The sequence below is a fragment of the Ramlibacter sp. genome, assembly GCF_035627355.1.
Taxonomy (GTDB): Bacteria; Pseudomonadota; Gammaproteobacteria; order Burkholderiales; family Burkholderiaceae_C; genus Ramlibacter.
Genome location: NZ_DASPLW010000066.1, coordinates 222,768 through 247,496 on the forward strand (window position 1 = coordinate 222,768; position 24,729 = coordinate 247,496).

At 70.1% G+C, this 24,729-nt stretch carries 24 protein-coding genes; 19 read left to right on the plus strand and 5 right to left on the minus strand.

Translation table 11 applies throughout. The features are described from left to right. Positions 1-3 precede the first annotated feature (3 nt). From VEC03_RS16555 to VEC03_RS16565, 3 genes are read right to left on the minus strand one after another with little or no spacing between them, the layout of a single operon-like run. Positions 4-510: a ferritin family protein gene (locus tag VEC03_RS16555; protein ID WP_324917564.1), complete on the minus strand. Its 507-nt coding sequence runs from the start codon at positions 508-510 to the stop codon at positions 4-6. After that, the gene (locus VEC03_RS16560; protein WP_324917567.1) at positions 507-1,364 is read right to left on the minus strand and encodes a 2-oxoacid:ferredoxin oxidoreductase subunit beta; all 858 of its coding nucleotides are present in this window, start codon (positions 1,362-1,364) and stop codon (positions 507-509) included. Before VEC03_RS16560 ends, VEC03_RS16555 begins: the two co-directional genes overlap by 4 nt. Beyond that, positions 1,361-3,136: a 2-oxoacid:acceptor oxidoreductase subunit alpha gene (locus tag VEC03_RS16565; RefSeq protein WP_324917570.1), complete on the minus strand. Its 1,776-nt coding sequence runs from the start codon at positions 3,134-3,136 to the stop codon at positions 1,361-1,363. Before VEC03_RS16565 ends, VEC03_RS16560 begins: the two co-directional genes overlap by 4 nt. Before the next feature lie 197 nt (positions 3,137-3,333). Between VEC03_RS16565 and had the strand changes: the two genes are divergently transcribed. From had to VEC03_RS16610, 9 genes are all read left to right on the plus strand, one after another. Then, on the plus strand, positions 3,334-4,401 hold the full coding sequence (gene had, locus VEC03_RS16570) for a 6-hydroxycyclohex-1-ene-1-carbonyl-CoA dehydrogenase (RefSeq protein ID WP_324917575.1): 1,068 nt from the start codon (positions 3,334-3,336) through the stop codon (positions 4,399-4,401). Positions 4,402-4,422: 21 nt separating this feature from the next. Further along, positions 4,423-5,544: a 6-oxocyclohex-1-ene-1-carbonyl-CoA hydratase gene (gene oah / locus VEC03_RS16575; RefSeq protein WP_324917578.1), complete on the plus strand. Its 1,122-nt coding sequence runs from the start codon at positions 4,423-4,425 to the stop codon at positions 5,542-5,544. A 54-nt stretch (positions 5,545-5,598) separates the two neighbouring features. Next, complete coding sequence (locus VEC03_RS16580; RefSeq protein ID WP_324917581.1) at positions 5,599-6,372, plus strand: cyclohexa-1,5-dienecarbonyl-CoA hydratase; 774 nt, start codon at positions 5,599-5,601, stop codon at positions 6,370-6,372. A gap of 14 nt (positions 6,373-6,386) precedes the next feature. Then, positions 6,387-7,565, plus strand: coding sequence for a benzoyl-CoA reductase subunit C (bcrC, locus tag VEC03_RS16585; protein ID WP_324917583.1), 1,179 nt, complete (start codon positions 6,387-6,389; stop codon positions 7,563-7,565). Continuing rightward, entirely contained in the window at positions 7,562-8,902 is a 1,341-nt protein-coding gene (bcrB, locus tag VEC03_RS16590) for a benzoyl-CoA reductase subunit B (protein WP_324917586.1), read from the plus strand. The genes bcrC and bcrB overlap by 4 nt, the downstream gene beginning before the upstream one ends. Before the next feature lie 21 nt (positions 8,903-8,923). After that, the gene (gene bcrA, locus VEC03_RS16595) at positions 8,924-10,264 is read left to right on the plus strand and encodes a benzoyl-CoA reductase subunit A (RefSeq protein ID WP_324917589.1); all 1,341 of its coding nucleotides are present in this window, start codon (positions 8,924-8,926) and stop codon (positions 10,262-10,264) included. Positions 10,265-10,266: 2 nt separating this feature from the next. Continuing rightward, positions 10,267-11,109, plus strand: a complete 843-nt coding sequence (gene bcrD, locus VEC03_RS16600) for a benzoyl-CoA reductase subunit D (RefSeq protein WP_324917592.1) — start codon at positions 10,267-10,269, stop codon at positions 11,107-11,109. Positions 11,110-11,147: 38 nt separating this feature from the next. After that, positions 11,148-11,393, plus strand: a complete 246-nt coding sequence (locus tag VEC03_RS16605) for a YfhL family 4Fe-4S dicluster ferredoxin (RefSeq protein WP_324917595.1) — start codon at positions 11,148-11,150, stop codon at positions 11,391-11,393. Between the two features lie 145 nt (positions 11,394-11,538). Then, positions 11,539-11,835, plus strand: coding sequence for an iron-sulfur cluster assembly protein (locus VEC03_RS16610; RefSeq protein ID WP_324917598.1), 297 nt, complete (start codon positions 11,539-11,541; stop codon positions 11,833-11,835). 35 nt (positions 11,836-11,870) lie between these two features. On the opposite strand, the gene VEC03_RS16615 is transcribed toward VEC03_RS16610, so the two are convergent. After that, a complete protein-coding gene (locus VEC03_RS16615) occupies positions 11,871-12,764 on the minus strand; it encodes a COX15/CtaA family protein (protein WP_324917600.1) in 894 nt (297 codons plus the stop codon). Positions 12,765-12,923: 159 nt separating this feature from the next. Here VEC03_RS16615 and VEC03_RS16620 point away from each other — a divergent pair, with 159 nt between their 5' ends. The 10 genes from VEC03_RS16620 (at position 12,924) to VEC03_RS16665 (ending at position 23,357) form a co-directional block, all read left to right on the plus strand. Next, positions 12,924-13,079 (plus strand): hypothetical protein, encoded by a 156-nt coding sequence (locus VEC03_RS16620; RefSeq protein ID WP_324917604.1) that lies wholly within the window; start codon positions 12,924-12,926, stop codon positions 13,077-13,079. Positions 13,080-13,089: 10 nt separating this feature from the next. Continuing rightward, positions 13,090-13,629: a cytochrome C oxidase subunit II gene (locus VEC03_RS16625; RefSeq protein ID WP_324917607.1), complete on the plus strand. Its 540-nt coding sequence runs from the start codon at positions 13,090-13,092 to the stop codon at positions 13,627-13,629. A 16-nt stretch (positions 13,630-13,645) separates the two neighbouring features. After that, positions 13,646-15,373: a cbb3-type cytochrome c oxidase subunit I gene (locus VEC03_RS16630; protein ID WP_324917610.1), complete on the plus strand. Its 1,728-nt coding sequence runs from the start codon at positions 13,646-13,648 to the stop codon at positions 15,371-15,373. Positions 15,374-15,386: 13 nt separating this feature from the next. Beyond that, the gene (gene cyoE, locus VEC03_RS16635; protein WP_324917614.1) at positions 15,387-16,283 is read left to right on the plus strand and encodes a heme o synthase; all 897 of its coding nucleotides are present in this window, start codon (positions 15,387-15,389) and stop codon (positions 16,281-16,283) included. Between the two features lie 4 nt (positions 16,284-16,287). Further along, positions 16,288-17,151, plus strand: a complete 864-nt coding sequence (locus VEC03_RS16640) for an SCO family protein (RefSeq protein WP_324917617.1) — start codon at positions 16,288-16,290, stop codon at positions 17,149-17,151. Next, on the plus strand, positions 17,126-18,607 hold the full coding sequence (locus tag VEC03_RS16645) for a hydrogenase iron-sulfur subunit (RefSeq protein WP_324917620.1): 1,482 nt from the start codon (positions 17,126-17,128) through the stop codon (positions 18,605-18,607). The genes VEC03_RS16640 and VEC03_RS16645 overlap by 26 nt, the downstream gene beginning before the upstream one ends. Beyond that, positions 18,604-19,113, plus strand: coding sequence for a hypothetical protein (locus tag VEC03_RS16650; protein ID WP_324917623.1), 510 nt, complete (start codon positions 18,604-18,606; stop codon positions 19,111-19,113). The genes VEC03_RS16645 and VEC03_RS16650 overlap by 4 nt, the downstream gene beginning before the upstream one ends. 135 nt (positions 19,114-19,248) lie before the next feature. Next, positions 19,249-20,673 carry a cbb3-type cytochrome c oxidase subunit I gene (locus VEC03_RS16655; protein WP_324917626.1) on the plus strand — a complete coding sequence of 475 codons (1,425 nt, stop codon included), beginning with the start codon at positions 19,249-19,251 and terminating at the stop codon, positions 20,671-20,673. Then, positions 20,673-22,571 (plus strand): 2Fe-2S iron-sulfur cluster-binding protein, encoded by a 1,899-nt coding sequence (locus VEC03_RS16660; protein WP_324917629.1) that lies wholly within the window; start codon positions 20,673-20,675, stop codon positions 22,569-22,571. The genes VEC03_RS16655 and VEC03_RS16660 overlap by 1 nt, the downstream gene beginning before the upstream one ends. Positions 22,572-22,652: 81 nt before the next feature. Beyond that, positions 22,653-23,357, plus strand: coding sequence for a Crp/Fnr family transcriptional regulator (locus tag VEC03_RS16665; protein WP_324917632.1), 705 nt, complete (start codon positions 22,653-22,655; stop codon positions 23,355-23,357). Here VEC03_RS16665 and VEC03_RS16670 read toward each other — a convergent pair. After that, positions 23,317-24,729, minus strand: coding sequence for a TolC family outer membrane protein (locus VEC03_RS16670; protein ID WP_324917635.1), 1,413 nt, complete (start codon positions 24,727-24,729; stop codon positions 23,317-23,319). The genes VEC03_RS16665 and VEC03_RS16670 overlap by 41 nt on opposite strands.

The window sequence follows — 24,729 nt, forward strand, 5'->3', positions numbered from 1 at the left end:
CTTTCAGTCGGTATAGCGGGGGGGATCGGGGTCCTGGTCCCAGTCGGGCGCGGGCTCGGGCACGCGCTGCAGCCAGGACTGCAGCAGGGCGATGTGCTCCTTCTCCTCGGCCTGCAGCTCGGTGGCGGCGCGGCGCAGCTCCTCGTTGTCGCAGGACTGCGCCAGCCAGGCGAAGAAGTCGTGCGCCTTCTGCTCGGCCTGCACCGCCAGCTGCAGCGCATGCCAGGGCTGCATCAGGTAGTGCGCCTCCTCCAGCGGCGGCGCCTCCGGCGCGCCGGCCTCGGCGGCGGACGGCGGGCGCTGCCAGAGCATCTTGCGCTGGATGTGCTCGGCGTGGGCGGCCTCCTGCGCCGCGAGCGAGCGGAACAGGTCCGCCACCTCGCGGTTGTTGTGGGTCTCCATCACCTCGGCGAACTCGGTGTAGCGCTGGGTGGCCTCCTGCTCGAGGAGCCAGGCGCGCGCCATCAGCTCGTCGATGCTGCGGGGCGGCGAGAGCAGGGCGGCCTTCATAGCGCGAACTCCGCCGCGATCTCGTCCGGCGTCTGCCGCGCGGCGCCCGGGCCGCCGCCATACGGCACCCGCTGGCCGGCGTACAGGATGCCGATGTTGAAGCCGTCGTCGGTCATGATCCGCTTGGCCGCGCGGGCGGCGTCGTCGGTGGGCGCGACCGCGGCCGGGTGCACCAGGTCCTTCCAGCCGCGCTGCTCGGGCCGGAAGGTCACGCAGGGGCTGAGGATCTCGATGAAGGAGAACCCCGGGTGCCGGATGCCGGCCGCGATGATCTCGGCGGTGGTGTTCTGGTCGCCCGAGAAGCAGCGCGCCACGAAGTTGGCCCCCGAGGCCAGCGCGATCACCAGCGGGTGGAACGAGCGCACCCCGGTGCCGCCGGGCGACAGCTTGCTGTCCCAGTCGGGCTCGGTGGTGGGCGAGGGCTGGCCCTTGGTCATGCCGTACACGTGGTTGTCCATGACGATGTAGGTCAGGTCCACGTTGCGCCGGCAGGCGTGCAGGAAGTGGTTGCCGCCGATCGAGTAGCCGTCGCCGTCGCCGCTGGCCACCAGCACCGTGAGGTCGGGGCGGGCGACCTTCAGGCCGGTGCCCGCCGCCAGCGCGCGGCCGTGCACGCCGTGGAAGCCGTAGCAGTTGGTGTAGGCCGGGATGCGGGAGGAGCAGCCGATGCCCGAGACCACGGCGACCTCGTGCGGCGGCCGCTGAACGATGGACAGGGCCTTGGTCACGGCGTTGAGCACCGTGTAGTCGCCGCAGCCCGGGCACCAGATCGGCTTGTAGTCGGACTTGTAGTCCTTGGCCGCGTAGGCAGCGGGCGCGGCCTCCAGGGCCGGGGGGTGGCACATGTCGTTCATGCGGTCTGCTCCTCCAGGGCGGCCCAGTCCAGCAGGGCGGCACAGATCTCGGCGGGCCGCAGCGGCAGCGGCCCGGGCTTGTGGAAACTCTCGGGACGGGGCAGGTCGGCCATGCCGCGCAGGTAGCGCAGCAGCTGGGCCCCGTGGTTCTGCTCGACCACCATCACGCGCTCGACGCCCTCGAGCGCCTTGGCGAACACCTCCGGCTGCAGCGGCGCCAGCAGGCGCAGCGTGATCATCTTCAGCTGCACGCCCTGCGCGGCCGCCCGTTGCGCCGCCTCGCGGACCGGGCCGCTGGCGGAGCCGAAGGTGATCACGGCCAGCGGGCCGTCGCCTTCGATGTCGGCCCAGCGTGAGCCGTAGTCGTGCTGCACCAGCTTGCGCAGCCGCTTGTCCAGCTGCTTGGCGTGGTCGCGGGCCTGGCTGCTGGGGATGGCCCCTTCGGTGTGTTCCAGGCCGTCGGCGGTGTAGGTGGTGCCGGGCGCGCCCGGGATCGCCATCGGCGACACGCCGCTCGGCGTGTCGCGGTAGCGCTTGTAGTCGGGCGCGTTCGGCTCGGCCACCAGCCGGCGGGCGGCCGGCGGCGGCAGCTGGGGCGCCGGCACGATGGCGCGCGACTGGCCCATGAACTGGTCGGACAGCACGATGGCCGGCGACTGCAGCGCCTCGGCCAGCTCGACGGCCCACTGGGCGGTGGCGGCGCAGTCGGAGATCGAGGTCGGCGCCAGCACCAGGCGGGGTGCATCGCCGTGCAGGCCGCCGACCGCGAACGACAGGTCGCTCTGCTCGCTCTTGGCCGGGATGCCGGTGGAGGGGCCGCCGCGCATCACATCGACCACCACGATCGGCACCTCGGCCGCGACCGCCAAGCCGATGCCTTCGGTCATCAGTGCCAGGCCCGGGCCGGCGGTGGCGGTAAGCGAGGGCACGCCACCGAACGACGCGCCGATGATCATGTTGACCGAAGCCAGCTCGTCCTCGGCCTGCAGCAGGCAGCCGCCGGCCTTGGCCAGCGCCGGGGCCATCCACTCCAGCAGCTCGGTGGCGGGCGTGATCGGGTAGGCGGCGACGAAGCGTACGCCGCCGCGCAGCGCGCCGTAGCCTGCACCTTCGTTGCCGCTGAGCAGCCAGCGCGGCTGCGTGGTGGGCGCGGGGGTGCGCCGGACCAGCGCGTGCTCGGCCACCGCCTCGGCGCCGGCGCGCAGGGCACCGAGGTTGGCCTGCAGCACCTCGGCGTCGCGCTTCCAGCCGGCGCGTACGGCCTCTTCCATCGGCTCGATCGCCAGCCCGGCCAGGGCGCCCGTGATGCCCAGCGCCAGCATGTTGATCCAGCTGCCGGGGTGCGCCTTGGCCATCTTCTTCAGCGGCAGCGCGATCACCTTCGCGCCGCTGGCACGGAAGACCTCGGGCACCTCGCCGGCGTCGGCGTCGCAGACCAGCAGCCCGTCGGCGCGCAGCGGGATCTCGTCGGCGAAGCGGTGCACGTTCTGCCAGTCGATGGCCAGCAGCACGTCGAAGCTGTCGTCGAGCGATTCGAGCTGGCGGGTGCCCAGCCGCAGCAGGGCGGCGGCCTCGCCGCCGCGGATCTGCGGCCCGCTGGTTCGCACCATCAGGCCGTAGAGGCCGCTGCGGGCGGCGGCGTCCAGCAGCCAGGTGCCGGCGGTCATGACGCCGCTGCCGCCGCTGCCGGCGATGGCGAGCGACACGCTGTCGAGTCGGTTGGCAGCCGGCGCGGCGCGGGCCGGCTGTTCGGTGGTGATGCTTGCATCCACTGGGCTTGTCTCCACGGGTTCGTGGCTTGGAGTAAACCGCCCGCGATGCGTCTGCAGCCTTGAACCAGATCAAGGATTGACCGGGAACGGGTGCCCAGAATGCCCTAAATCGGCAATCGAGTACCAATTTACCGGTTGACCTCCGGACAAACCCGCAGCCGGACCGAATCGCGGGGCCTACAACGGATGGAGACGCAATGGGCATCGAGGCATACCGCTGGGTCATGACCGGGCCGAAGGCGCCGATGGAACGGCAGGACTTCCAGGCGGCGCCCGCAGCGGGCGAAGTGGTGGTGCAGGTGGCCGGCTGCGGCGTCTGCCACACCGACCTGGGCTACTACTACGACGGCGTGCGCACCAACCAGCCGCTGCCGCTGGCGCTGGGCCACGAGATCAGCGGCCGCGTGGTCGCCGCGGGCGAGGGCGCCCAGGGCTGGATGGGCAAGGCGGTCATCGTGCCGGCCGTGCTGCCCTGCGGCGAATGCGACCTGTGCCGGCGCGGGCTGGGCACCATCTGCCGGGGCCAGAAGATGCCGGGCAACGACATCCAGGGCGGCTTCGCTTCGCACATCGTGGTGCCCGGCCGCGGCCTGTGCGAAGTCGACGAGAAGCGCCTGGCGGCCGCCAACCTGCAGCTGTGGCAGGTGTCGGTGGTGGCCGATGCGCTGACCACGCCCTACCAGGCGGTGCGCCGCGCCGGCGTCACGCCCGGCAGCGTCGCGGTGGTGATCGGCGCCGGCGGCGTCGGCGGCTACTGCGTGCAGGTGGCCAACGCCTTCGGCGCCAGCGTGCTGGCCATCGACGTCGACGGCCGCAAGCTGGAAGCGGTGGCCCGCCACGGTGCGGCCCAGACGCTCAACAGCCGCGGCATGGACGCCAAGGCCATCAAGCAGGCGGTCTCCGCGTTCGCCAAGGAGCGCGGCCTGAAGCCCACCGAGTGGTTCATCTTCGAGTGCTCCGGCACCGCGGCCGGCCAGCAGACGGCCTGGAACCTGCTGGTGCACGGCGCCACCCTGAGCGTGGTCGGCTTCACCATGGACAAGGTCGAGGTGCGCCTGTCCAACCTGATGGCTTTCGACGCACGGGCGCTCGGCAACTGGGGCTGCCCGCCCGAGCACTACCCGGCCGCGCTCGACCTCGTGCTCGACGGCAAGGTGCAGGTCGCCCCGTTCGTCGAGGCGCACCCGCTGTCCGAGATCAATTCCGTTTTCGAAGCCGTGCACCGGCACGACATCCGCGCCCGCGTGGTGCTGCAACCGCGCTGAATACCCAAGGAGACACGACGAATGAACGCCCCTGATCGCCTGATGCCCAAGCGCGAATTCAAGGACCACGACCTGGCACCGCAACCGGGCACGCCGGGCGTGCGCTACGAGAAGCGCCCCGCGCGCAAGCCCGACGGCACCGAGGTGGCGGGCCTGTACAACGCCTGGATCACGCTGGACAACCCGGCCCAGTACAACTCGTACACGACCGACATGGTCAAGGCGGTGATCCTGGCCTTCCGCGCCGCCTCCAATGCGCGCGACGTCAACTGCATCGTCTTCACCGGCGCCGGCGACAAGGCCTTCTGCACCGGCGGCAACACCAAGGAGTACGCCGAGTACTACGCCGGCCACCCGCAGGAATACCGCCAGTACATGCGGCTGTTCAACGACATGGTCAGCGCCATCCTGGCGGCCGACAAGCCGGTGATCTGCCGGGTCAACGGCATGCGCATCGGCGGCGGCCAGGAGATCGGCATGGCCTGCGACTTCACGGTGGCGCAGGACCTGGCCAGGTTCGGCCAGGCCGGCCCCAAGCACGGTTCGGCGCCGATCGGCGGCGCCACCGACTTCCTGCCGGTGATCGTCGGTGCCGAGCGCGCCATGGCGGCCTGCGTGCTGTGCGAGCCGTTCTCGGCCCACAAGGCCTACCAGATGGGGATGATCACCGGCGTGGTGCCGGCGCTGAAGGTGGACGGCCAGTTCGTCGCCAACCCGCTGGTGGAGACGCAGCGCGCCTTCGACGAGTTCGGCCGCAATGCCTTCGGCGAGTTCAAGACCGGCGCCGCCGCCACGGAAGCCAAGGCGCTGATGGCGCGCGGCACGGTGGACCTGTCCATGCTGGACCAGGCGGTCGAGGACCTGTGCGCCAAGATCCTGCTGACCTTCCCCGAGTGCACGCTCAAGACGATCGAGGAACTGCGCAAGCCCAAGCTCGACATCTGGAACCGCAACAAGGAGAACTCGCGCGCCTGGCTGGCCCTGAACATGATGACCGAGGCGCGCTCGGGCTTCACCGCGTTCAACGACGGCCCCAAGGACGATCGCGAGATCGACTTCATCGCGCTGCGCCAGAAGCTCGCCGCGGGGCAGAGCTGGATCGGGTCGCTGCACGACGAGATCCAGCCGAAGGGGGCGAAGTGAAGCGAAACCCCTTCGCCCCCGCGAAGGCGGGGGTCCAGCACCTGGAGCCTTGAGATGGAAGCTGCATCTCCCCTCAAATCCTGGCTCGACCGCGACGGCGCGCTGCTGCGGCTGCGACTGTCGCGGCCCAAGGCCAACATCGTGGACGCCGCCATGATCGCGGCGCTGGCCGAAGCCCTGACGCAGTACCGCCGGAACGTGAAGCTGCGCGGGGTGCTGCTCGACGCTGAAGGATCGCACTTCAGCTTCGGCGCCAGCGTCGAGGAACACCTGCCCGATCGCTGCGCCGGCATGCTCAAGTCGCTGCACGCGATGCTGCTGCAGTTGCTGGAGTTCCCGGTGCCGGTGCTGGTCGCCGTGCAGGGCCAGTGCCTGGGCGGCGGGCTCGAACTGGCACTGGCCTGCGGCCGCATCATCGCCGCGCCGGGTGCGCAGTTCGGCCAGCCCGAGATCAAGCTGGGCGTGTTCGCGCCGGCTGCCTCGGCCCTGCTGCCGTATCGCGTCAACCAGCCCGACGCCGAGGACCTGCTGCTGACCGGCCGCAGCATCGGCGCGCTGGAGGCCCATCGCATCGGCCTGGTGCAGCAGGTCGACGAGAACCCGGAGAAGGCCGCGCTGGACTGGTTCGACCAGCACCTGCTCGGCCGCAGCGCCGCCGCCCTCGGCTGCGCCACCGTCGCCGCGCGCGGCCCGCTGCAGCGCCAGGTGCGCGAACGCCTGGCCGAGCTCGAGCGCCTCTACCTCGACTGGCTGATGCGCACGCACGACGCCAACGAGGGGCTGGCCGCCTTCCTCGAGAAGCGGCAACCCCAATGGACCCACCAATGAACGGAGCGACCACGATGACCCTTACTCCCGTGCAGCGCATCGTCGAGCGCTGCCAGAACCTGTTCGACGACCTGGACTTCACCGCGGTGAAGGAATGGAAGGCGGCCGCGCCCGGCCGCAAGGCGATCGGCTACATGCCGGTCTACGTGCCGCGCGAACTGATCCACGCCGCCGGCTACCTGCCGGTGGGCATCCTGGGCGGCGGCGACAACCTGGAGGTGATCCAGGGCGACGCCTACTACCAGAGCTACATCTGCCGCATCCCGCGCTCCACCCTGGAACTGGGCCTGACCGGGCGGCTGGACTGCCTGGACGGCATGCTGTTCCCCTCGATCTGCGACGTGATCCGCAACCTGTCGGGCATGTGGCAGATCCTGTTCCCGGACAAGTACGTCAAGTACTTCGACGTGCCGCAGAACTACGTCGACGAGGTCGGCGGCAACTTCTACGTGCACGAGATGCAGGACCTGCGCGAGGCGCTGGGCAAGATGCGCGGCTCGCCGATCACCGACGCCGAGCTCAATGCCTCGATCCGCGTCTACAACGAGAACCGGGCGGCGGTGCGCGACCTGTACGCCTACCGCTCGGCGACGCCCTGGAACGCGCCCACCTCCGAGGTCTACCTGGTGCTGCGCGCCGGCATGGTGCTGCCGCCCGAGGAGCACACCGCGCTGATCCGCGAGTACCTGGCCGAAACCGACAAGGTGCCGCGCCAGCGCCGCGACAACGCGCGGGTGGTGATGACCGGCTCGTTCTGCGAGCAGCCGCCGCTGGCGCTGATCAAGTCGGTCGAGATGGCCGGCTGCTACGTGGTGGACGACGACTTCATGCTGGTCACGCGCTGGCTGCTCGGCGAGGTGCCCACCGGCGGCAACCCGCTGGAGGAGCTGTCCAAGGCCTTCCTGCACCAGTCGGCCTCCACCGCCGCCAAGTACGACGCCACCCGCGCCGAGAAGGGCGTGTTCCTGGTCAAGCAGGTCAAGACGCGCGCCGCCGAGGGCGTGGTGTTCGCCGCCCCCTCGTTCTGCGACCCGGCCCTGCTCGAGCGCCCGATGCTGCAGGACGTGCTGGCCAAGAACGGCATCCCGTACACGGCGTTCAAGTATGCGGAGAACACCGGCCAGATGGCGCCGATCCGCGAACAGGCCGGCACCTTCGCCGATTCCATCAAGCTCTGGAGTGACGCAGCATGAACGACAAAGTGGTCCCCCTGTCCGGGGCGCGCAAGGCCAAGCCGGTCGCGATCAAGGACGACGCGATGAACTTCCAGAAGGAGCTCATCAACAAGAACTACATGGAACTGGCGCAGGCCCGTGCCAACAACCGCAAGGTCGCCGCCACCTTCGTGCCGGGCAACCTGAACGAGCTGCTCATGTGCTTCGGCTTCGCGCGCAGCCTGCCCGAGACCAACGCGCTGCAGAACGGCATGCGCAAGAAGTCCGGCAAGTTCATCATGGACGCCGAGCGCGACGGCCACTCCGAGGACGTCTGCACCTACGTGAAGGCCGACCTCGGGATGATGCTGGGCGGCGAGGTCGGTCCCACCGGCGACCCGCTGCCCACGCCCGACGTGCTGCTGCTGTCGTACACGGGCTGCTTCACCTTCATGAAGTGGTTCGAGCTGATCCGCCACAAGTACGGCACCGAGACGCTGATGCTGCACGTGCCCTACCAGGGCAAGGGCCAGATCGACCCGGCCATGCGCAACTACGTGGTCAAGCAGCTCAAGGAAACCATCATCCCGGGGCTGGAGAAGGTCTCGGGCGTGAAGTTCGACATCGACCTGCTGCGCCAGTACATGAAGGAATCGGTCAAGGCCGAGGACGACCTGGTCGCGGTGCTGCAGTCGGCCAAGCACCGGCCCAGCCCGATCGACGGCTACTTCGGCGCCGTGTACTACATCGGCCCGATCTTCACCGCCTTCCGCGGCACGCCCGACGCCACCGAGTACTACCGCCGCCTGCGCGCCGAGATCGAGCAGCGCATCCGCGAAGGCAAGGGCCCGGTCACGCCCGAGGGCGACATGGGCGAGGAGAAGTACCGCCTGATCGTCGAAGGCCCGCCCAACTGGACCAGCTTCCGCGACTTCTGGAAGATGTTCTACGACGAGGGGGCGGTGGTGGTGTCCTCCACCTACGCCAAGGTCGGCGGCCTGTACGACTTCGGCTTCCGGCACGACCCCGACCACCCGCTGGAGTCGCTGGCCGACTACTGCCTGGGCTGCTACACCAACCTGAACCTGCCCTCGCGCATCGACATGATCTGCAAGTACATCGAGGAGTACCAGGCCGACGGCCTGCTGATCAACTCGATCAAGAGCTGCAACAGCTTCTCCGCCGGCCAGCTGCTGATCCTGCGGGAGGTCGAGAAGCGCACCGGCAAGCCGGCCGCCTTCGTCGAGACCGACCTGGTGGACCCACGCTACTTCTCGGCGGCCAACGTCAAGAACCGGCTGGAGAGCTATTTCCAGATGGTCAAGCAGAAGCGCGCCACCGGCGTCGGTGCGGGTGCCGCGCCGATGGTGGCCTGAACGCGAGGAGGAGACACGATCATGCGCTGCTTCATCGGCATCGATCTCGGCTCCACCACCACCAAGGCGGTGGTGGTGGACGAGAACCGCAACATCCTGGGACGCGGGATCACCAACTCGCGCTCCAACTACGACACCGCCGCGGCGGTGGCCCGCACGGAGGCGCTGCTCAACGGCCGCTTCTACCTGTTCCGCCAGGCGCTGGCCGGCACCGGCGCCCTGAACGGGGCGCTGGACGGCTTCATCGAGCAGCTCGAGCGCGATTTCCGCGCCGAGCAGTACCTGGAGCAGTTGGAGGACCTGCACGAGACCTGCGTGCGCAACCTGGCGACCGCCAACTTCGGCGCCGACACGAAGGCGGTCGGCGAGGCGCTGGACGAGGTGTTCCGCCGGCTGAAGGCCGAGGCCGCCTCGCTGTTCGCGCCGGGTGCGCGCCGCAAGAGCGACTTCTTCCGCGACATCGCCGGCAGCCAGTACCTGTCCATCGGCGAGCAGGTGGCCAAGGAAGCGAACACCCGCTACGACTACCTGCTCAACCTGTTCGACCGATCGATCATCGAAGTGGAGAACCGGGTCTACGCCGACTCCGTGCGGCGCCACCTGCTCAACGCGCTGGAGCGCACCTTCGTCGCCATGCCCGAGACCACGGCACGTCGCGCCCAGGTCGAGGCGCCGATCAAGGGCGTGCTGGACACCGAGATGGAGGACACCTACACCGTGGGTACCGGCTACGGGCGCGCGCGGCTCCCGTTCTCCAAGGAGCACATCCGCAGCGAGATCCTGTGTCACGGCCTGGGCGCGCACGTGATGTACCCCCACACCGCCACCGTGCTGGACATCGGCGGCCAGGACACCAAGGCGATCCAGGTCGATCCCAAGGGCATCGTCGAGAGCTTCCAGATGAACGACCGCTGCGCGGCCGGCTGCGGACGCTACCTGGGCTACATCGCCGACGAGATGAACATGGGCCTGCACGAGCTGGGCCCCATGGCGATGAAGTCGACCAAGGCCGTGAAGATCAACTCGACCTGCACCGTGTTCGCCGGCGCCGAGCTGCGCGACCGGCTCAGCCTGGGCGACAAGCGCGAGGACATCATGGCCGGCCTGCACCGCGCCATCATCCTGCGCGCGATGTCGATCCTGGCGCGCTCGGGCGGCATCCGCGACCAGTTCACCTTCACCGGCGGCGTGGCCAAGAACGAGGCCGCCGTCAAGGCGCTGAAGGAACTGGTGTACGAGAACTACGGCGAACTGTCGCTGAACATCGATCCGGACTCGATCTACACCGGGGCGCTGGGCGCCGCCACCTTCGCGTGGCGCGCGGTGATGGAAGACGGCAAGACGGCCGAACGGAGGGAATGACCATGACGCACACCATTGGCATCGACATCGGCTCGGGCGCCGTCAAGAGCACGCTGTTCCGCACCGACGACGACGGCAGCATCCACTGGCTGGCCAAGCGCTGCGAGCGCATCCGCCGCCGCGACCCCATGACGCTGGCCAGCGAGGGCCGCGACGCGGTGCTGGCCGACGCCGGCCTGGCCGCCAACGACATCGACTACATCGCCACCACGGGCGAGGGAGAGAACGTCAAGTTCGCCACCGGCCACTTCTACTCCATGACAACGCACGCGCGCGGCGGGGTGTTCCTGCGGCCGGGCATCAGCGCGGTGGTGGACGTGGGCGCGCTCAACGGCCGCGCCATCTACGTCGACGAGCGCGGCAAGGTGCTGTCGTACAAGATGACCAGCCAGTGCGCCTCCGGCTCCGGCCAGTTCCTGGAGAACATCGCCCGCTACCTCGGCGTGGCGGTGGAGGAGATCGGCTCGCTGTCCAGGAGCTCGGTGGACCCGGAGAAGGTCAGCTCGATCTGCGCCGTGCTGGCCGAGACCGACGTGATCAACATGGTCAGCCGCGGCATCTCCACCCCCGACATCCTCAAGGGCATCCACGTGTCCATGGCCTCGCGCATCGTCAAGCTGCTCAAGGTCACCGGCATCAAGAGCGGCACCGCGCTGCTCACCGGCGGCCTGGCGCTGGACGAGGGCCTGCTGGCCGCGGTGCAGGAGGAGATGGTGGCCGAGAAGGTGCCGGTGGAGGTCGCCAGCCACTCCGACTCCATCTACGCCGGCGCGATCGGCGCCGCCCTGTGGGGCGCGTACCGCCACGAGAAGCTGCAGGAGTTGCAGCAGCGCGCAGCTGCCTGAGCGCGCGATCGACGAAGCAGTACCCGAAGGAGACATCCATGGCCCTGACCATCACCGAGAATTGCACGTCCTGCGACGCCTGCAGGCCGGTCTGCCCCAACGAGGCGATCAGCGTGGGCGACGACATCTACGTGATCGATCCCATGCGCTGCACCGAGTGCGTGGGTGCGGAGGACGAGCCCCAGTGCAAGCTGGTGTGCCCGGCCGACTGCATCGAGCAGCATCCCGACTTCGTCGAATCGCCGGAAGAGCTGCAGGCGAAGTACGAAGCCCTGCACGGCTAGGGGCATCGCCCATCCCCGCCGCGGCCGGCGGGCCGCGATCGCCACTGAGGGGCCCCGCCGGCGGACTGGCACAAGGTCCGCGTTCGCGCGGGTTCACTCTTGGAGGCACGGCGGGGGCGGGCGCCCATTCGTTCCCCGGGACATCATGCTCTTCGCCTACGAAGGCCCGGCCGGCGATCTGCCTGCCGTCCAGCGTGCGCTGGCGGCGGTGACCGATCCGCTCGAGGGCGGCAACCTGCTGCAGCGACGCGCCGTGCGCCATGCCACCCTGCGCAACGGGCGCGCGCGGGTGGTGCTGGAACTGGCGCCCGGGCTGCTGCGCCAGGTGATGGTGGAAGACCTGGAAGCCGAGCTCTTCGACCACCTGGAAGGCCGCTGGTACGTCGAAGTGCTGGTGGTCGATCCCCCCGAGGCACGGCAGCGCCGCGCGGCCTTGGGATAGATCCCGCCCATCCCGCCGCGCCCTCGCGGCGGAATTCAATCGAGCAGCGAGGCCGTGGCGGCCAACAGCACCGCCGCCATCACGTTGTGCAGCAGCGCCAGCGCCAGCGGCAGCCCGGCCGAGACCAGCAGCACGCCGGCGGCGACCTGCAGCAGCGGCAGCAGCACCAGCAGCGCCGCCGCAACGCGCCGTCGGCGCCGCCAGGCGGCCAGGCCCAGGCCGACCAGCACCAGCGCCACCAGCAGGCCGCCGATCCGGTGCGACAGGTGCAGCAGCGCACCCGCCGGGTTCAGCGGCTGGGCCGGATCGCCTGCAGCGTGGAAGGGGTTGAACAGGGCCCATGAAGCGCCGTCGATGACGCAGGCCGAGGAGGCGGGGCAACTCAGGCCCGCATGGTTCGCGCTGACCAGCCCGCCGAGCGCCATCTGCAGCAGCAGCAGGCCGGCGGCCACCCAGGCCCCGGCGCGCCAGGCGGGCGACAGCGCCGGACGCTCGCGCCCGCCGGCTGAGCGCACGAACGCGCAGGCGACCGCGAACATCGCCAGCCCGGCCAGCAGGTTGCCCAGCGTCACGGCCGGCAGCAGCGAGTCCGCGGTGGCGCGCCCGAAGGCGGCCAGGAACGCGGCCAGCCCCAGCAGCCACAGCACGAACCGGCCCTGGCGACGCAGCGGCGGGTTGCGCGCCAGCGCCACCATCAGCGCCGCGATGATCACCAGCAGCACGGCGCTGGCGCTGATGCGGTGCGCGATGCGGGCCGCACCGATCGCGGCGTTGTCCATCGAGGCGATGCGCAGCGCCTCCACCGCGTAGCACTGCGGCCAGGGTTCGCAGCCCAGTCCCGTGCGCGACAGGCGGATGAAGGCGCTGAGCGTGGTGATCGCGAGCACCAGCGCGGCACACGCGAATGCGAGTGCGCGCAGGGTCCGCATGCGTCGTGGCTCCGCTGTCATGCGGTCGATCCTAGTGCGATTGCATGCGCGCGCAAAAGGACCATGGAACGCACATTTTTAAAACTTGTTCCAGATCAATGTCCGACTACGCCACTCGGACAACGATGCACTCCGCGAACAAACACGCTGAGGAGCACCATGAGCCACGACGAATCCGACGACGGGAAGGTCCCGTTCATGCAGCAGCTGCTGGACAACCCGTTCCTGCTGCTGTTCCTGGGGGTCCTGATCCCCATGATCGTCTACACGCTGTGGGGCGTGATCGACATCCTGACCATCCCGGTCGCGAAATAGGAGCACGCCCATGACCGCCATCCTGCCGCCATCCGAGCGCCTCTGGTGGAAGCATCCGCTCGACCGGGTCGAAGGCACCTGGATCGCCATCGCCTTCGTCTGGTGCATGGTGATGTTCTTCATGATGGTCTACTGGCACGCCTACGGGAAGCAGAACCTGTCGACCGAGACCTACAAGACCACGCCTGACAAGTTCGCCGCCAAGGCCGAGGCCTTCGCCGCCAAATACACGGTCCGCACCGAGACCGAGCAGAAGATCCCCGTGGTGGCGCCGCCGCCCGACAGCGACGTCTACCTGATCGGCCGCCTGTGGTCCTGGTGGCCCATCCTCGAGCTGGAAAAGGGCAAGACCTACAAGCTGCACATGACGGCCATGGACTACAACCACGGCTTCTCGCTGCAGCCCGCCAACATCAACATCCAGGTCGTCCCGGGCTACGAGCACGTGATCAAGGTCACGCCGAACCAGTCGGGCACCTACTCCATCGTCTGCAACGAGTACTGCGGCATCAACCACCACACCATGGTGGGCCGGCTGTACGTCAAGTAAAGAAGGAGGGAACGCCATGTCCGCAACCCTTCCCCTGTCCGGCGGCTACGTCGCCACCACCTACCGCACCTGCCCGCGCACGGGCCTGCAGTTCGAGGCGCAGGCCGAGCGCCTGATGATCGTCAACGCCGTGGTGGCGGTGGTGGCGCTGCTGGTCGGCGGCCTGCTCGCCATCGGTGTCGTGCTCACCCGCTGGCCCGCCGTGCACTGGCTCGCGCCCGACACCTTCTACATGGTGCTCACGGCCCACGGCATCGACATGCTGATCTTCTGGATCATCTTCTTCGAGGTCGCCGTCCTGTACTTCTGTTCATCGACCCTGCTGCGATGCCGGATCGCGACGCCGAAGATCGCCTGGGCGGCCTTCGCGCTGATGCTGATCGGCGCCGTCATGAACAACGTGGCCGTCTTTCAGGGCGGCTCCAGCGTCATGATGACCTCGTACGTGCCGATGATGGCGGCGCCCTCGTTCTACGCGGGCCTGATCCTGTTCGCCGTCGGCGCGCTGATCGCCTGCTTCGTGTTCTTCGGCACCCTGGTCGTGGCCAAGCGCGAGAAGACCTACGAGGGCTCCGTGCCGCTGGTGACCTTCGGCGCCATCGTCGCCGCGATCATCGCGGTGTTCACCATCGTCTCCGGGGCGATCATCCTGATCCCGACCTTCCTGCAGTCCATCGGGCTGGTCAAGGAAGTCGACCCGCTGATCTACCGCACCATCTGGTGGGCCTTCGGCCACTCCTCGCAGCAGATCAACGTGGCCGCCCACATCTCGATCTGGTATGCGGTCGCCGCCATCGCCTTCGGCGCCAAGCCGATGAGCGAGCGCGTCAGCCGCGGCGCGTTCCTGCTGTACATCCTGTTCCTGCAACTCGCGAGCGCGCACCACCTGCTGGCCGACCCGGGCATGTCCACCGGCTGGAAGGTGGTCAACACCAGCTACTTCATGTACTTCGCGGTGCTGGCCTCGATGATCCACGGCCTGACCATCCCCGGCGCGATGGAAGTGGCGCAGCGCCAGAAGGGCTATACCCGCGGCCTGTTCGAGTGGCTGCGCAAGGCACCCTGGGGCAACCCGGTGTTCTCCAGCGTGGCGCTCTCGATCGTAGGCTTCGGCTTCCTGGGCGGGATCTCGGGCGTGATGATGGGCACGGAGCAGCTGAACATGCTGATCCACAACACCATCTACGTGCCCGGGCACTTCCATGCCACCGTGGTGATCGGCACCACGCTGACCTTCATGGGCATGACCTACTTCCTGATCCCCGCGCTGTTCAAGCGCGAAATGATCTGGCCGCAACTGGCCAAGCTCCAGCCCTACCTGTTCGGCCTGTCGATGTACTTCTTCACCCTGGTGATGATGGGCGCCGGCACCCTGGGCGTGTCGCGCCGGCACTGGGACATGGCCTTCCAGGGCGCCGCCCTGGCCTACGAGTGGCCGGGTGCCGCCTACCTGATGATGGGCCTGGTGGGCATCTCGGGCGTCGCTGCCATCACCGGTGGCGGCCTGTACATCGCGATCACGGTCGGTTCGCTGCTGTTCGGCAAGAAGCTCGATGCCGGCAAGCCCAGCTCCGTCGGCACCCCGGTGCCGAGAGCGGCCCCGAGCGTGGCGGTGCAGAGCTACGGCTCGGCCGGCTTCGCGGCGCCGGGCACCTTCGTGATCGCCATGCTGTTCCTGGTGGCCTTCGTCCTGTACTACTTCATCAACTGGAAGTACCTGGGCCAGCTCTGGGGACTGAGCTGATCGGAGGCGAGCGATGGGCCCCTCCACCCTCGCCGCCGCCCCGGGCCCCATGGCCCGGGCCCGGCTGGTGATCTCGCTGTTCAAGCTGCGCATCGGCACGCTGATCATGATCACAGCGCTGGTCGGGCTGGCCGTGACGCCCGGCGCGTCGCTGGCGGCCTGGCAGGTGGCGGTGCTCGCGCTGTCGGTGCTGGTGGCCTCGGCCAGTGCCGGGGCCTTCAACCAGTACGCCGAACACGAGTCCGACCGCCTCATGGGCCGCACAAGCGGCCGGGCCTTCGCGACCGGCGCCATCGAGCGCCATCCGCGCTGGCTGTGGGTGATGGCGCTGCTGCTGGTGGGCGCCGTCGCGTCCGCTGGCGCGGCGCTCAACGCAGCCGCGGCCGCCTACGTGTTCCTCGGCGCCTTCTTCTATGGCGTGGTCTACACGCTGTGGCTCAAGCGGCGCACGCACTGGAACATCGTCATCGGCGGGCTGGCCGGCAGCTTCGCGGTGCTGGCCGGCGCCGCGGCCGCCGACCCTTCCCCCGGGGCGGAAGGCTGGCTGCTGGCGCTGGTGCTGTTCCTGTGGACACCGCCGCACTTCTGGGCGCTGGCCATCGCCAACCGCGCCGAGTACGAGCGAGCCGGCGTACCCATGCTCCCGGTGGTGGTGGGCGAAGCCCGCGCCGCTTGGATCGTGTTCGCCAGCACGGTGATGCTGGTGGCGGCTTCGCTGGTGCCGCTGTTCGCCTGCGGTGCCGGCGGCGTCTATGCGGTCGGCGCCGCCGGTGGTGGCGGCTGGTTCCTGCTCAAGGCCTGGCAACTGGCGCGCAAGCCTTCGCGCGCCACCGCCATGCCCGCGTTCTTCGCCTCGCTGATCCAGCTCAGCGCGCTGCTGGTGGCGGCCACGCTGGACGCCCTGCTGTAGTCCGATGCCCGATGCTGCCCGACTGATCGCCCTCCTGGCCCGCCCGTGCTTCGCCGCCGTGCTGGCCGCCTTCGCAGCGCTCGCTGCAGCCCAGGAAGTCCCGAAACTGGATGCGCGCGAGGCGCAGCTGGCCAGCCAGGCCGTGGTGGGCCAGCTGGCGCCGGACGCCGTCCTGCTGGACCGAAAGGGCAAGCCGGTGGCGCTGTCCTCCTACCGCGGCAAGCCGCTGATGGTCAGCTTCATCTACACCGGCTGCTTCGAGATCTGCCCGGCCACCACGCGCTCGCTGCTGGAAGCGGTGGAGGCCCTGGGCACGCGCTTCGGCGACCACCGCTTCAACGTGGTCAGCATCGGGTTCAACCAGCCGGCCGATTCGCCCGAGGCGATGCGCGCCTTCGCCGCCCAGAACCGGATCGACCGCGACAACTGGAACTTCCTCAGTGCCCCGGCGGCCGTGCTGCCGCAGCTGACCAGCGGCTTCGGCTTCCGCTACGCGATGACGCCGGCCGGCTTCGACCACGTGCTGCAGGTCACGCTGCTGGACGCCGAGGGCCGCATCGTGCGCCAGGTCTATGGCGACCGCCCGGCGGTCGACACCCTGGGCGAGGCGCTCACGGCCCTGGTGGCCGGCCAGCCGGTGCCGCAGCAGGGGCTGCTGGAGGAGCTCTGGGACCAGATCCGCATCGTCTGCACGGTCTACGACCCCGACACGGGCACCTACCGGGTGGACTACAGCCTCATCTGGGAGATCGCCGGGGGCCTGACTTTCATCCTGGCGATGGCGCTGTACATGCTCAACGAGTGGCGGCAGCGGCGCCGGCAACGGCGGAAGGAGAGCCCGCATGCGCCGCAGCGTCTTCACGCTTGAACATGGCTTCGACGCCGCGTTCGGCGCCGCAGGCAACCCGCTGAAGCAGCTCGGCGCGCTGGCCTTCCTACTGCTTTGGCTGCTGGCGGCCAGCGGCGTCATCCTGTACATCCTGCTCGATACCTCCGCGCAGGGCGCATACCGCTCGATCGAGTCGCTGGCGCACCTGCCGTTCGCGACCGGCACGCTGCTGCGGGGACTGCACCGCTATGCGGCCGACGCCTTCGTCCTCGTGTTGCTGCTGCACCTGCTGCGCGAGGCGATGCTGGGCCGCTACCGGCACTACCGCCGCTATGCCTGGCTGACCGGCGTGCCGCTGCTGCCGCTCGCCTGGGCCTGCGCCATCGGCGGCTTCTGGCTGAACTGGGACCGGCTGGGCCAGTACTCGGCCATCGCGACCGCCGAATGGCTTGACGCGCTGCCGTTCCTGGCCTCGCCGCTGGCGCGCAACTTCCTGGGCGGCGCCGTGAGCGACCGCCTGTTCTCGCTGTTCGTGTTCGTGCACCTGGGGCTGCCGCTGCTGCTGGTGTTCGGCAGCTGGGCCCACATCCAGCGCACCGGCCATGCCGCCGTGTTCCCGCGCCGGGCGCTCGCCGCGGGCACCGTGCTGCTGCTGGGTGGCCTGTCGCTGGTGCTGCCGGTGCACAGCCAAGGGGCGGCGGAACTGGCCACCGTGCCGCAGCGGCTCGCCTTCGACTGGCTGCTGCTGTTCCTGCACCCGCTGGTGGCCGCCACGTCGGCCGAGGCCACCTGGGTGCTGCTCGCGGTGGTGCTGGGCGCGCTGTTCGCGCTGCCCTTCCTGTCGCGCCAGCCACGGCCGGCGGTCGCCGTCGTCGACCCCGATCACTGCAGCGGTTGCGGCCGTTGCGTCGACGATTGCCCGTTCGGCGCGATCACGCTGGCACCGCACCCGGACGGCAAGGCGGGCAAGCAGGTGGCCGTGGTGCGGGCCGCGGCCTGCGCCGGCTGCGGCATCTGCGCCGGAGCCTGCCCCTCGTCGACCCCGTTCCGCAAGGCGCAGCCGCTGCTCACCGGCATCGACCTGCCGGCCCCCACCGTGGCCCAGCTGCGCGAGCGCCTGCGCCGCGGGCTGGAGCAGGGCGCCTCCCAGGTCGTGTTCGGCTGTGCCTGCGGCGCAAGCGCCCAGGGCTTGGCCGGACCGGAAGTGCTGGTCATCGAACTCGCGTGCACCGCGCAGCTGCCGCCCGCCTTCGTCGACTACGCGCTGCGCGAAGGCGCGGCCGGCGTGCTGGTGGCCGGCTGCCGCGAGGGCGGCTGCGAGTACCGGCTGGGACCGCAGTGGATGCAGGCGCGGCTGGCCGGCACGCGCGAGCCGCACCTGCGCGGCGAGGTGCCGCGCGGGCGCTGGACCGCGGTGTGGGCCGACGCCGGCGAGGAGCAGGTGCTGGCCGAGGCGCTGGGCCGCCGGCGCGCGGAGGAGGAATCGATCGCATGAACGACAAGACGACATGGAAAGCCTGGCTCGGCCAGGGCGTGCTGTACGGCCTGTTCGCGGCCTTCATCGCCGTGTTCTCGCACTGGCCGACCTACCACCCGCTGGGTGCCGGCGAAGCCGTGCTGAAGGTGAGCTTCATCCACCACGGCGAACGGGTCGAGCCCTGCCGGGCCTACACGCAGGAAGAACTGGCCAAGCTGCCGCCCAACATGCGCACGCCCATGAAGTGCGGCCGCGAGCGGGTGCCGGTGGCGATCGAGGTGGAACTGGACGGCCGCACCATCCTCAGCCAGGTGGCCCCGCCCTCCGGCCTGAGCCGGGACGGCGCGTCCTCGGTCTACCACCGGGTCGACTTGCCGGCCGGCGAGCACCGCATCGTCGTGCGCCTGCGCGACCAGCCGGGCGACGCCTTCAACCACACCCGCGAAGCCACCCTGAAGCTGGTGCCCGCGCAGGTGCTGGTGATCGACTTCGACGCCGAGAAGGGCGGCATCACGTTCACATGACCACCCCGAAGCGCCTTCGGCGCCTCCCCTCAAGGGGCGCCACCAGCGGCCCGGCAAAGCCGGTTCCGCGGTGGCACTGGACCGGGCCGTACGCGATCGAACGCGGCGCGCTGATCGAGAACTGATATGACTACCTTGGATCTTCCTGTTCGCGGCCACCGTGACTGCGCTTCCGAAGGCCGCACCCGCTACAGCCTGCCGGTCCCGGCCGATGCGCGCCTGGCGCTGGCGCGCGGCTGGCTCTGGCTGGGCATGGCCTCGCTGGTCGGCTCCGGGCTGTTCTCCATCCTGCTGGTGGTCTCGCGCACGCCGGGCGTCAACCGGCTGCTGCCGGCCGCCGACTTCTTCCACGTGGCGCTGGTGGCGCACGTGGACCTGTCGGTGCTGGTGTGGTTCGTCTCGCTGGCCGGGATGCTGTGGAGCCTGGTGGCCGCGCCGCGCGCCTTTGGCTGGGCCCGCGCCGCGCTGGGCCTCGCCGCTGCCGGCACCGCCGCCATGGCGCTGGCGCCCTTCACCGGGGCCGGCGAGCCCATCATGGCCAACTACATCCCGATGCTGACGGCGCCGCTGTTCGTGGGCGGGCTCCTGCTGTTCGGTGCCGGGGCGGCGCTGCTGGTGGGCCGCACGCTGCTGCAGGCCCGCGGCACGGGCGCGCGGCTGGACGCCGCCGGCGCGCTCGGCTTCGGGCTCAATGCGGCGGCGGTGGCCACGGCCGTGGCGCTGCTGGCCTTCGCCTGGTCCTGGGCGGTGGTGCCGACCGAGCTGGAAGGCAAGGCCTACTACGAGATCCTGTTCTGGGGCGGCGGCCATGCGCTGCAGTTCACCTGGACCCTGCTGATGCTGGTCGCCTGGCTGTGGCTGGCCGGCGCCTGCGGCGCGCGGCTACCGCTCAGCCCGCGCGTGACCGTGCTGATGTTCTGGCTGGCGCTGGCGGCGGTGTTCGCCACCCCGGTCGCCTACCTGGCCTACGACGTGGCCTCGGTGGAGCACCGCGCCATCCTGACCTGGGCGATGCGGGTGGGCGGCGGGCCGGCCATCCTGCCGGTGGCGCTGGCGGCCGTGGTCGGCCTGCTGTCCGCGCCGCCGCTGCCGCGCGAGGCCCGGCCGTGGCGCGCCGCGCTGCTGTCCTCGGTGCTGCTGTTCGGCGCCGGCGGGCTGATCGGCGTGTTCATCGCCGGCAGCAACGTGCGCATCCCGGCCCACTACCACGGCTGCATCGTCGGCGTGACGCTGGCACTCATGGGCGTGGTGTACCGGGTGCTGCCCTCGCTGGGCTATGCCGCGCCGCAGGGCCGGTTGGCCACGGCGCAGCCTTGGGTCTACGGCATCGGCCAACTGATGCACATCGTCGGCCTGGTCTGGTCCGGTGGCTACGGCGTGCAGCGCAAGGTGGCCGGCGCCGAGCAGGTGCTGCGCTCCACCGGTGAGATCGCCGGCATGGGCCTGATGGGACTGGGCGGGGCGGTCGCCATCGTCGGCGGCCTGCTGTTCGTGGTGGTGGTGCTGCGCGCCATGCGCGGCGCCGGTGCGCCCTCGGCGGCGCTGGAGGCGGTGAACTGATGCGAAAACTCCAGGCCGCGCTGCGCTGGCTGTTCCTGCGTGTGGAGGGTCTGTTCGACGCCGCCTTCGGCGATCGCATCAACCCGCTGTATCACCTCGGCTCGCTGACCTTCCACCTGTTCTGGGTGGTGGCGGCCAGCGGCCTGTACCTGTACGCCTTCTTCGAGACCGGCGTGGGCGCCGCCCACGATTCGGTCGAGGCCATCACCCACGGCCAGTGGTATGCCGGTGGCATCCTGCGCAGCCTGCACCGCTACGCGTCCGACGCGCTGGTGGTGACCATGCTGCTGCACCTGCTGCGGCACTTTGCCTTCGAGCGCTTCAACGGCTATCGCTGGTTCTCCTGGATCACCGGCGTGGTGCTGATCTGGGGCGTCTATGCCTCCGGCATCAACGGCTACATGCTGCCCTGGGACCGCCTGGCCCAGTTCGTCATCACCACCAGCTTCGAATGGCTGGAGTGGCTGCCCAGCTTCCAGGGCACGCTGATGCGCAACTTCATCTACAGCACGAGCGTGAGCGATCGCTTCTTCTCGCTGCTGTCCTTCCTGCACATCGGGCTGCCACTGGTGGTGCTGCTGCTGATGTGGGTGCACGTGCAGCGCGTGCCGCGCGCGCGCACCACGCCGCCCAAGCCGATCGCCATCGGCTCGGTCGCCGCGCTGCTGGTGCTGGCGCTGCTGCAGCCGGTGCTCAGCCAGGGCGGGGCGGCCGACCTCTCGACCGCGGTGGCCCAGGTGAAGCTGGACTGGTTCTACCTGGCCTTGCTGCCCTCGATGGCGCAGGGTTCGCACGCCGAGGTGTGGGCACTCACAATGGCCGCCACGCTGCTGATGGTGGCCCTGCCCTGGCTGCTGAGGCCGGCCGGCGGCCAGCAGGCCGACCATGCCATGGTGGTGCTGGACGCCGGTGGCTCGTCGGCGCACGTGAAGGTGCGCGCCGGCGAAACGCTGCTCGACGCCGGCTTGCGCGAAGGCCTGGCGCTCCCCTACGAGTGCCGCAACGGCGCCTGCGGGCTGTGCCTGTGCACGGTGGAGCAGGGCTCGGTGGAGCACCGGCCGTCGCAGAAATCGGCGCTGCCCGATGCGATGAAGGCCCAGGGCAAGGCGCTGATGTGCTGCGCGACGGCGCGCGAGGACCTGTGCATCCAGGTCGAGCGCGCGGTGGAAGGAGCCAAGCCGCTGTCGGCCCGCCGTGGCCGGGTGCTGCAGATGGAGCGGCTCGCGCCGGACGTGATGCGCATCTGGCTCGACCCGGAAGGCGGGCCGGTGCCCTTCGCCGCGGGCCAGTACATCAACATCGTGCTGGACGACGGCGGACGGCGCGCGTTCTCCTTCGCCAACCCGCCACACCGCAACGACCGCATCGAACTGCACGTGCGGCTGGTGCCGGGCGGCCGCTTCACCACCCACGTGTTCGAGGCGATGAAGCCGGGTGACCTGCTCGACTTCGAAGGGCCGCTGGGCCAGTTCCAGCTGAAGGACAGCGACCGGCCGCTGCTCTTCGTGGCCGGCGCCACCGGCTTCGCGCCCGTCAAGAGCATCGTGGAACACGCCTTCTACCAGGGCCTGCGGCGGCCCATGCACCTGTACTGGGGCGTGCGCCGGCCGCAGGATCTGTACCTGCTCGACCAGGCCCTGCAGTGGCAGGTCGAGCACCCGGACTTCCACGTGATCCCGGTGGTATCCGAACCCCAGCCCGAGGACGGCTGGACCGGCCGCACCGGCCTGGTGCACCAGGCCTTGCTGGCCGACTTCCCGGACCTGGGTACGCACGAGGTCTATGTCTGCGGTTCGGTGCGCATGGTGGATACGGCCGTGCAGGCCTTCCTGGCGCGCGGCTTGGACGAGCAGGCCTGCTTCTCGGACGCCTTCGCGCCGGCCGTGCAGCCGGTTTGACCGAGCGCAAACTGACCAAACGTCAGGGACGCAAACTTTGCACTACGGGACGCGCATGGCCGGCCCGTGGAAGCCGCCGCGATGGACCAACCGAGCCGACCCGCTTTCGACCTGCCGCGCTACCTCTCGGCCCTCCCGCTGTTCCATGACGTGGCGCCGACCGAGCTGGCACGGCTGGCCGCCGGCTGCACGCTGCGCCGGTTCAACCGCGGCCAGACCATCTTCCGGGTGGGCGATCCGTGCGAGGAGTTCCACGTCACGGTGATGGGGCAGGTCAAGCTGTTCGCGCTCTCGTCCAACGGCCAGGAGAAGGTGATCGAGATCATCGGCCCGGGCGGCACTTTCGCCGAGGCCCTGATGTTCACCGGCCGGCCCTACATCGTGACCGCGCAGGCGCTGACCGATGCGCTCGTGCTCAGCGTGTCCAAGGCGGCGGTGATGTCCGAGATCGAGAACGACCCGCGCTTCTGCCTGCGCATGCTGGCCGGCATCTCGCGCCGGCTGCATGGGCTGGTCCGGGACGTGGAGGACTACACCCTGTGCAGCGGCGCCCAGCGCATCATCGGCTACCTGCTGCGCGACGTCGGCGAAGCGGCCGAGAAGCACGGCGGCGTCACCGTCTCGCTGCCGGTCAGCAAGGCCACCATCGCCTCGCGCCTGTCGCTGACGCCCGAGTACTTCTCGCGCGTGCTGCACGAGCTGGAGGAGGAAGGGCTGATCGAGATCGATCGGCGCGAGATCCGGATCAGCGACCCGAAGAAGCTGGCGCAGTACCAGCTACAGTAGCCGGCACGCTTCCAAGAAGCCCGTCCACAGCCGCCAGGTCCGCCTCGCCGAGGGCACCTGTCATCGCCGCCAGCCGCAGCCGCAGCATGATCAGCTGCACCCGCGCCTGGACCAGGGCGAGTTCCGCCTCGGCCGCATCGTTCTGGGCGTTCAGCAGGTCCAGCGTGGTCCGGTCACCGGCCTGCACCCCTGTACGCGTCGCATCCAGTCGCGCGGAGCTGGCCGCCAAGCCGGCCTCGAGCGCTGCGGTCTTCTCCAGGCCCACGCGCAAGTCCAGCCAGGCCGCGCGGGTCTGCTGCGCGGCCTGCTGGCGCACCTGCTCCAGCTCGGCGCTGGCCTGCTGCGCAAGGGCCAGCGATTCGTCATGACGGGCGCTGCGCATCCCGCCGGTGTAGAGCGGCACCGACAGCTGCACGCCGATCGAGTGCTGCGTGCCGGTCTGGCTCGCCCGTCCGAAATCGCCGCTCCCCGAGAGCCGCTCGCGGCCCAGCCGCGCGACCAGGTCGACCTTGGGTGACAGCACGGCGTCGTTCTTGCGCGTTTCCTGCCGGGCGTGCAGCAGCTGCGCCTCGGCCATCCGCACCTGCGGGTTCTCGCGCTCTGCACGCTCCAGCCAGGATTCGAGCGAGCCGATGTCGGCCTGCGGCAGCGCGCCGCGCGGCAAGGGCAACTGGATGTCGGCCGGCCGGCCGGTGAAGTCGGCTAGGCGCGCGCGCCTGACCTCCAGCTCGCTGCCGGCGGCCAGGCGCCGGGCCCGCAGCGCGGCCGCCCGCGCGGTGGCCTCGTGCACGTCGGTGATCGGCCGGTCGCCGATGCGGAACCGGTCCTGGGCCTCGACGCGCGCCTTCAGGGCGGCGTCTTCCTGCCGGCCGAGCAGCCGGAGCTGCTCGGCCGCCAGCGCCGACTGGAAGAACAGGTCGGCGCTGCGCAGGGCGAGGTCCTGTTCGGCGCTGTGCCACTGCAGGTCCGCCAGGCCGGAGGCGATCCGCAGCTGCTCCTGCTGGGCGTCGCGTTCGCGGTCGACCAGCGGCTGGCGCACGGCGAGGCCGTAGCGGGTGCTGGTCCCGCCCGTGATCGAGGTATCGAAGTCGACCCCGGTCGCGGAGCCGAACCCCGGCGCCGCGAAGCCGGCGCCGCGAATGGCGTTCTCGCTGGTGGCGGCGCCGGCGCCGGCCTCCAGCATCGCCTGGGGCCGCCAGAGCGCGCCGGCCTGGCGGCTGCGGGCCTGGCCGGCCTCGCGCGCGGCACGCGCCGCTGCGAACCCGGGATCGTGGGCTGCCGCGGCGCGCCAGGTCTCGACCAGTCCGGTGGATGCTGCCGGCGCTGCCGCAAAGGCGAACGCCAGCGCGGTCAGCGCCGGCCGCAAGCGCAT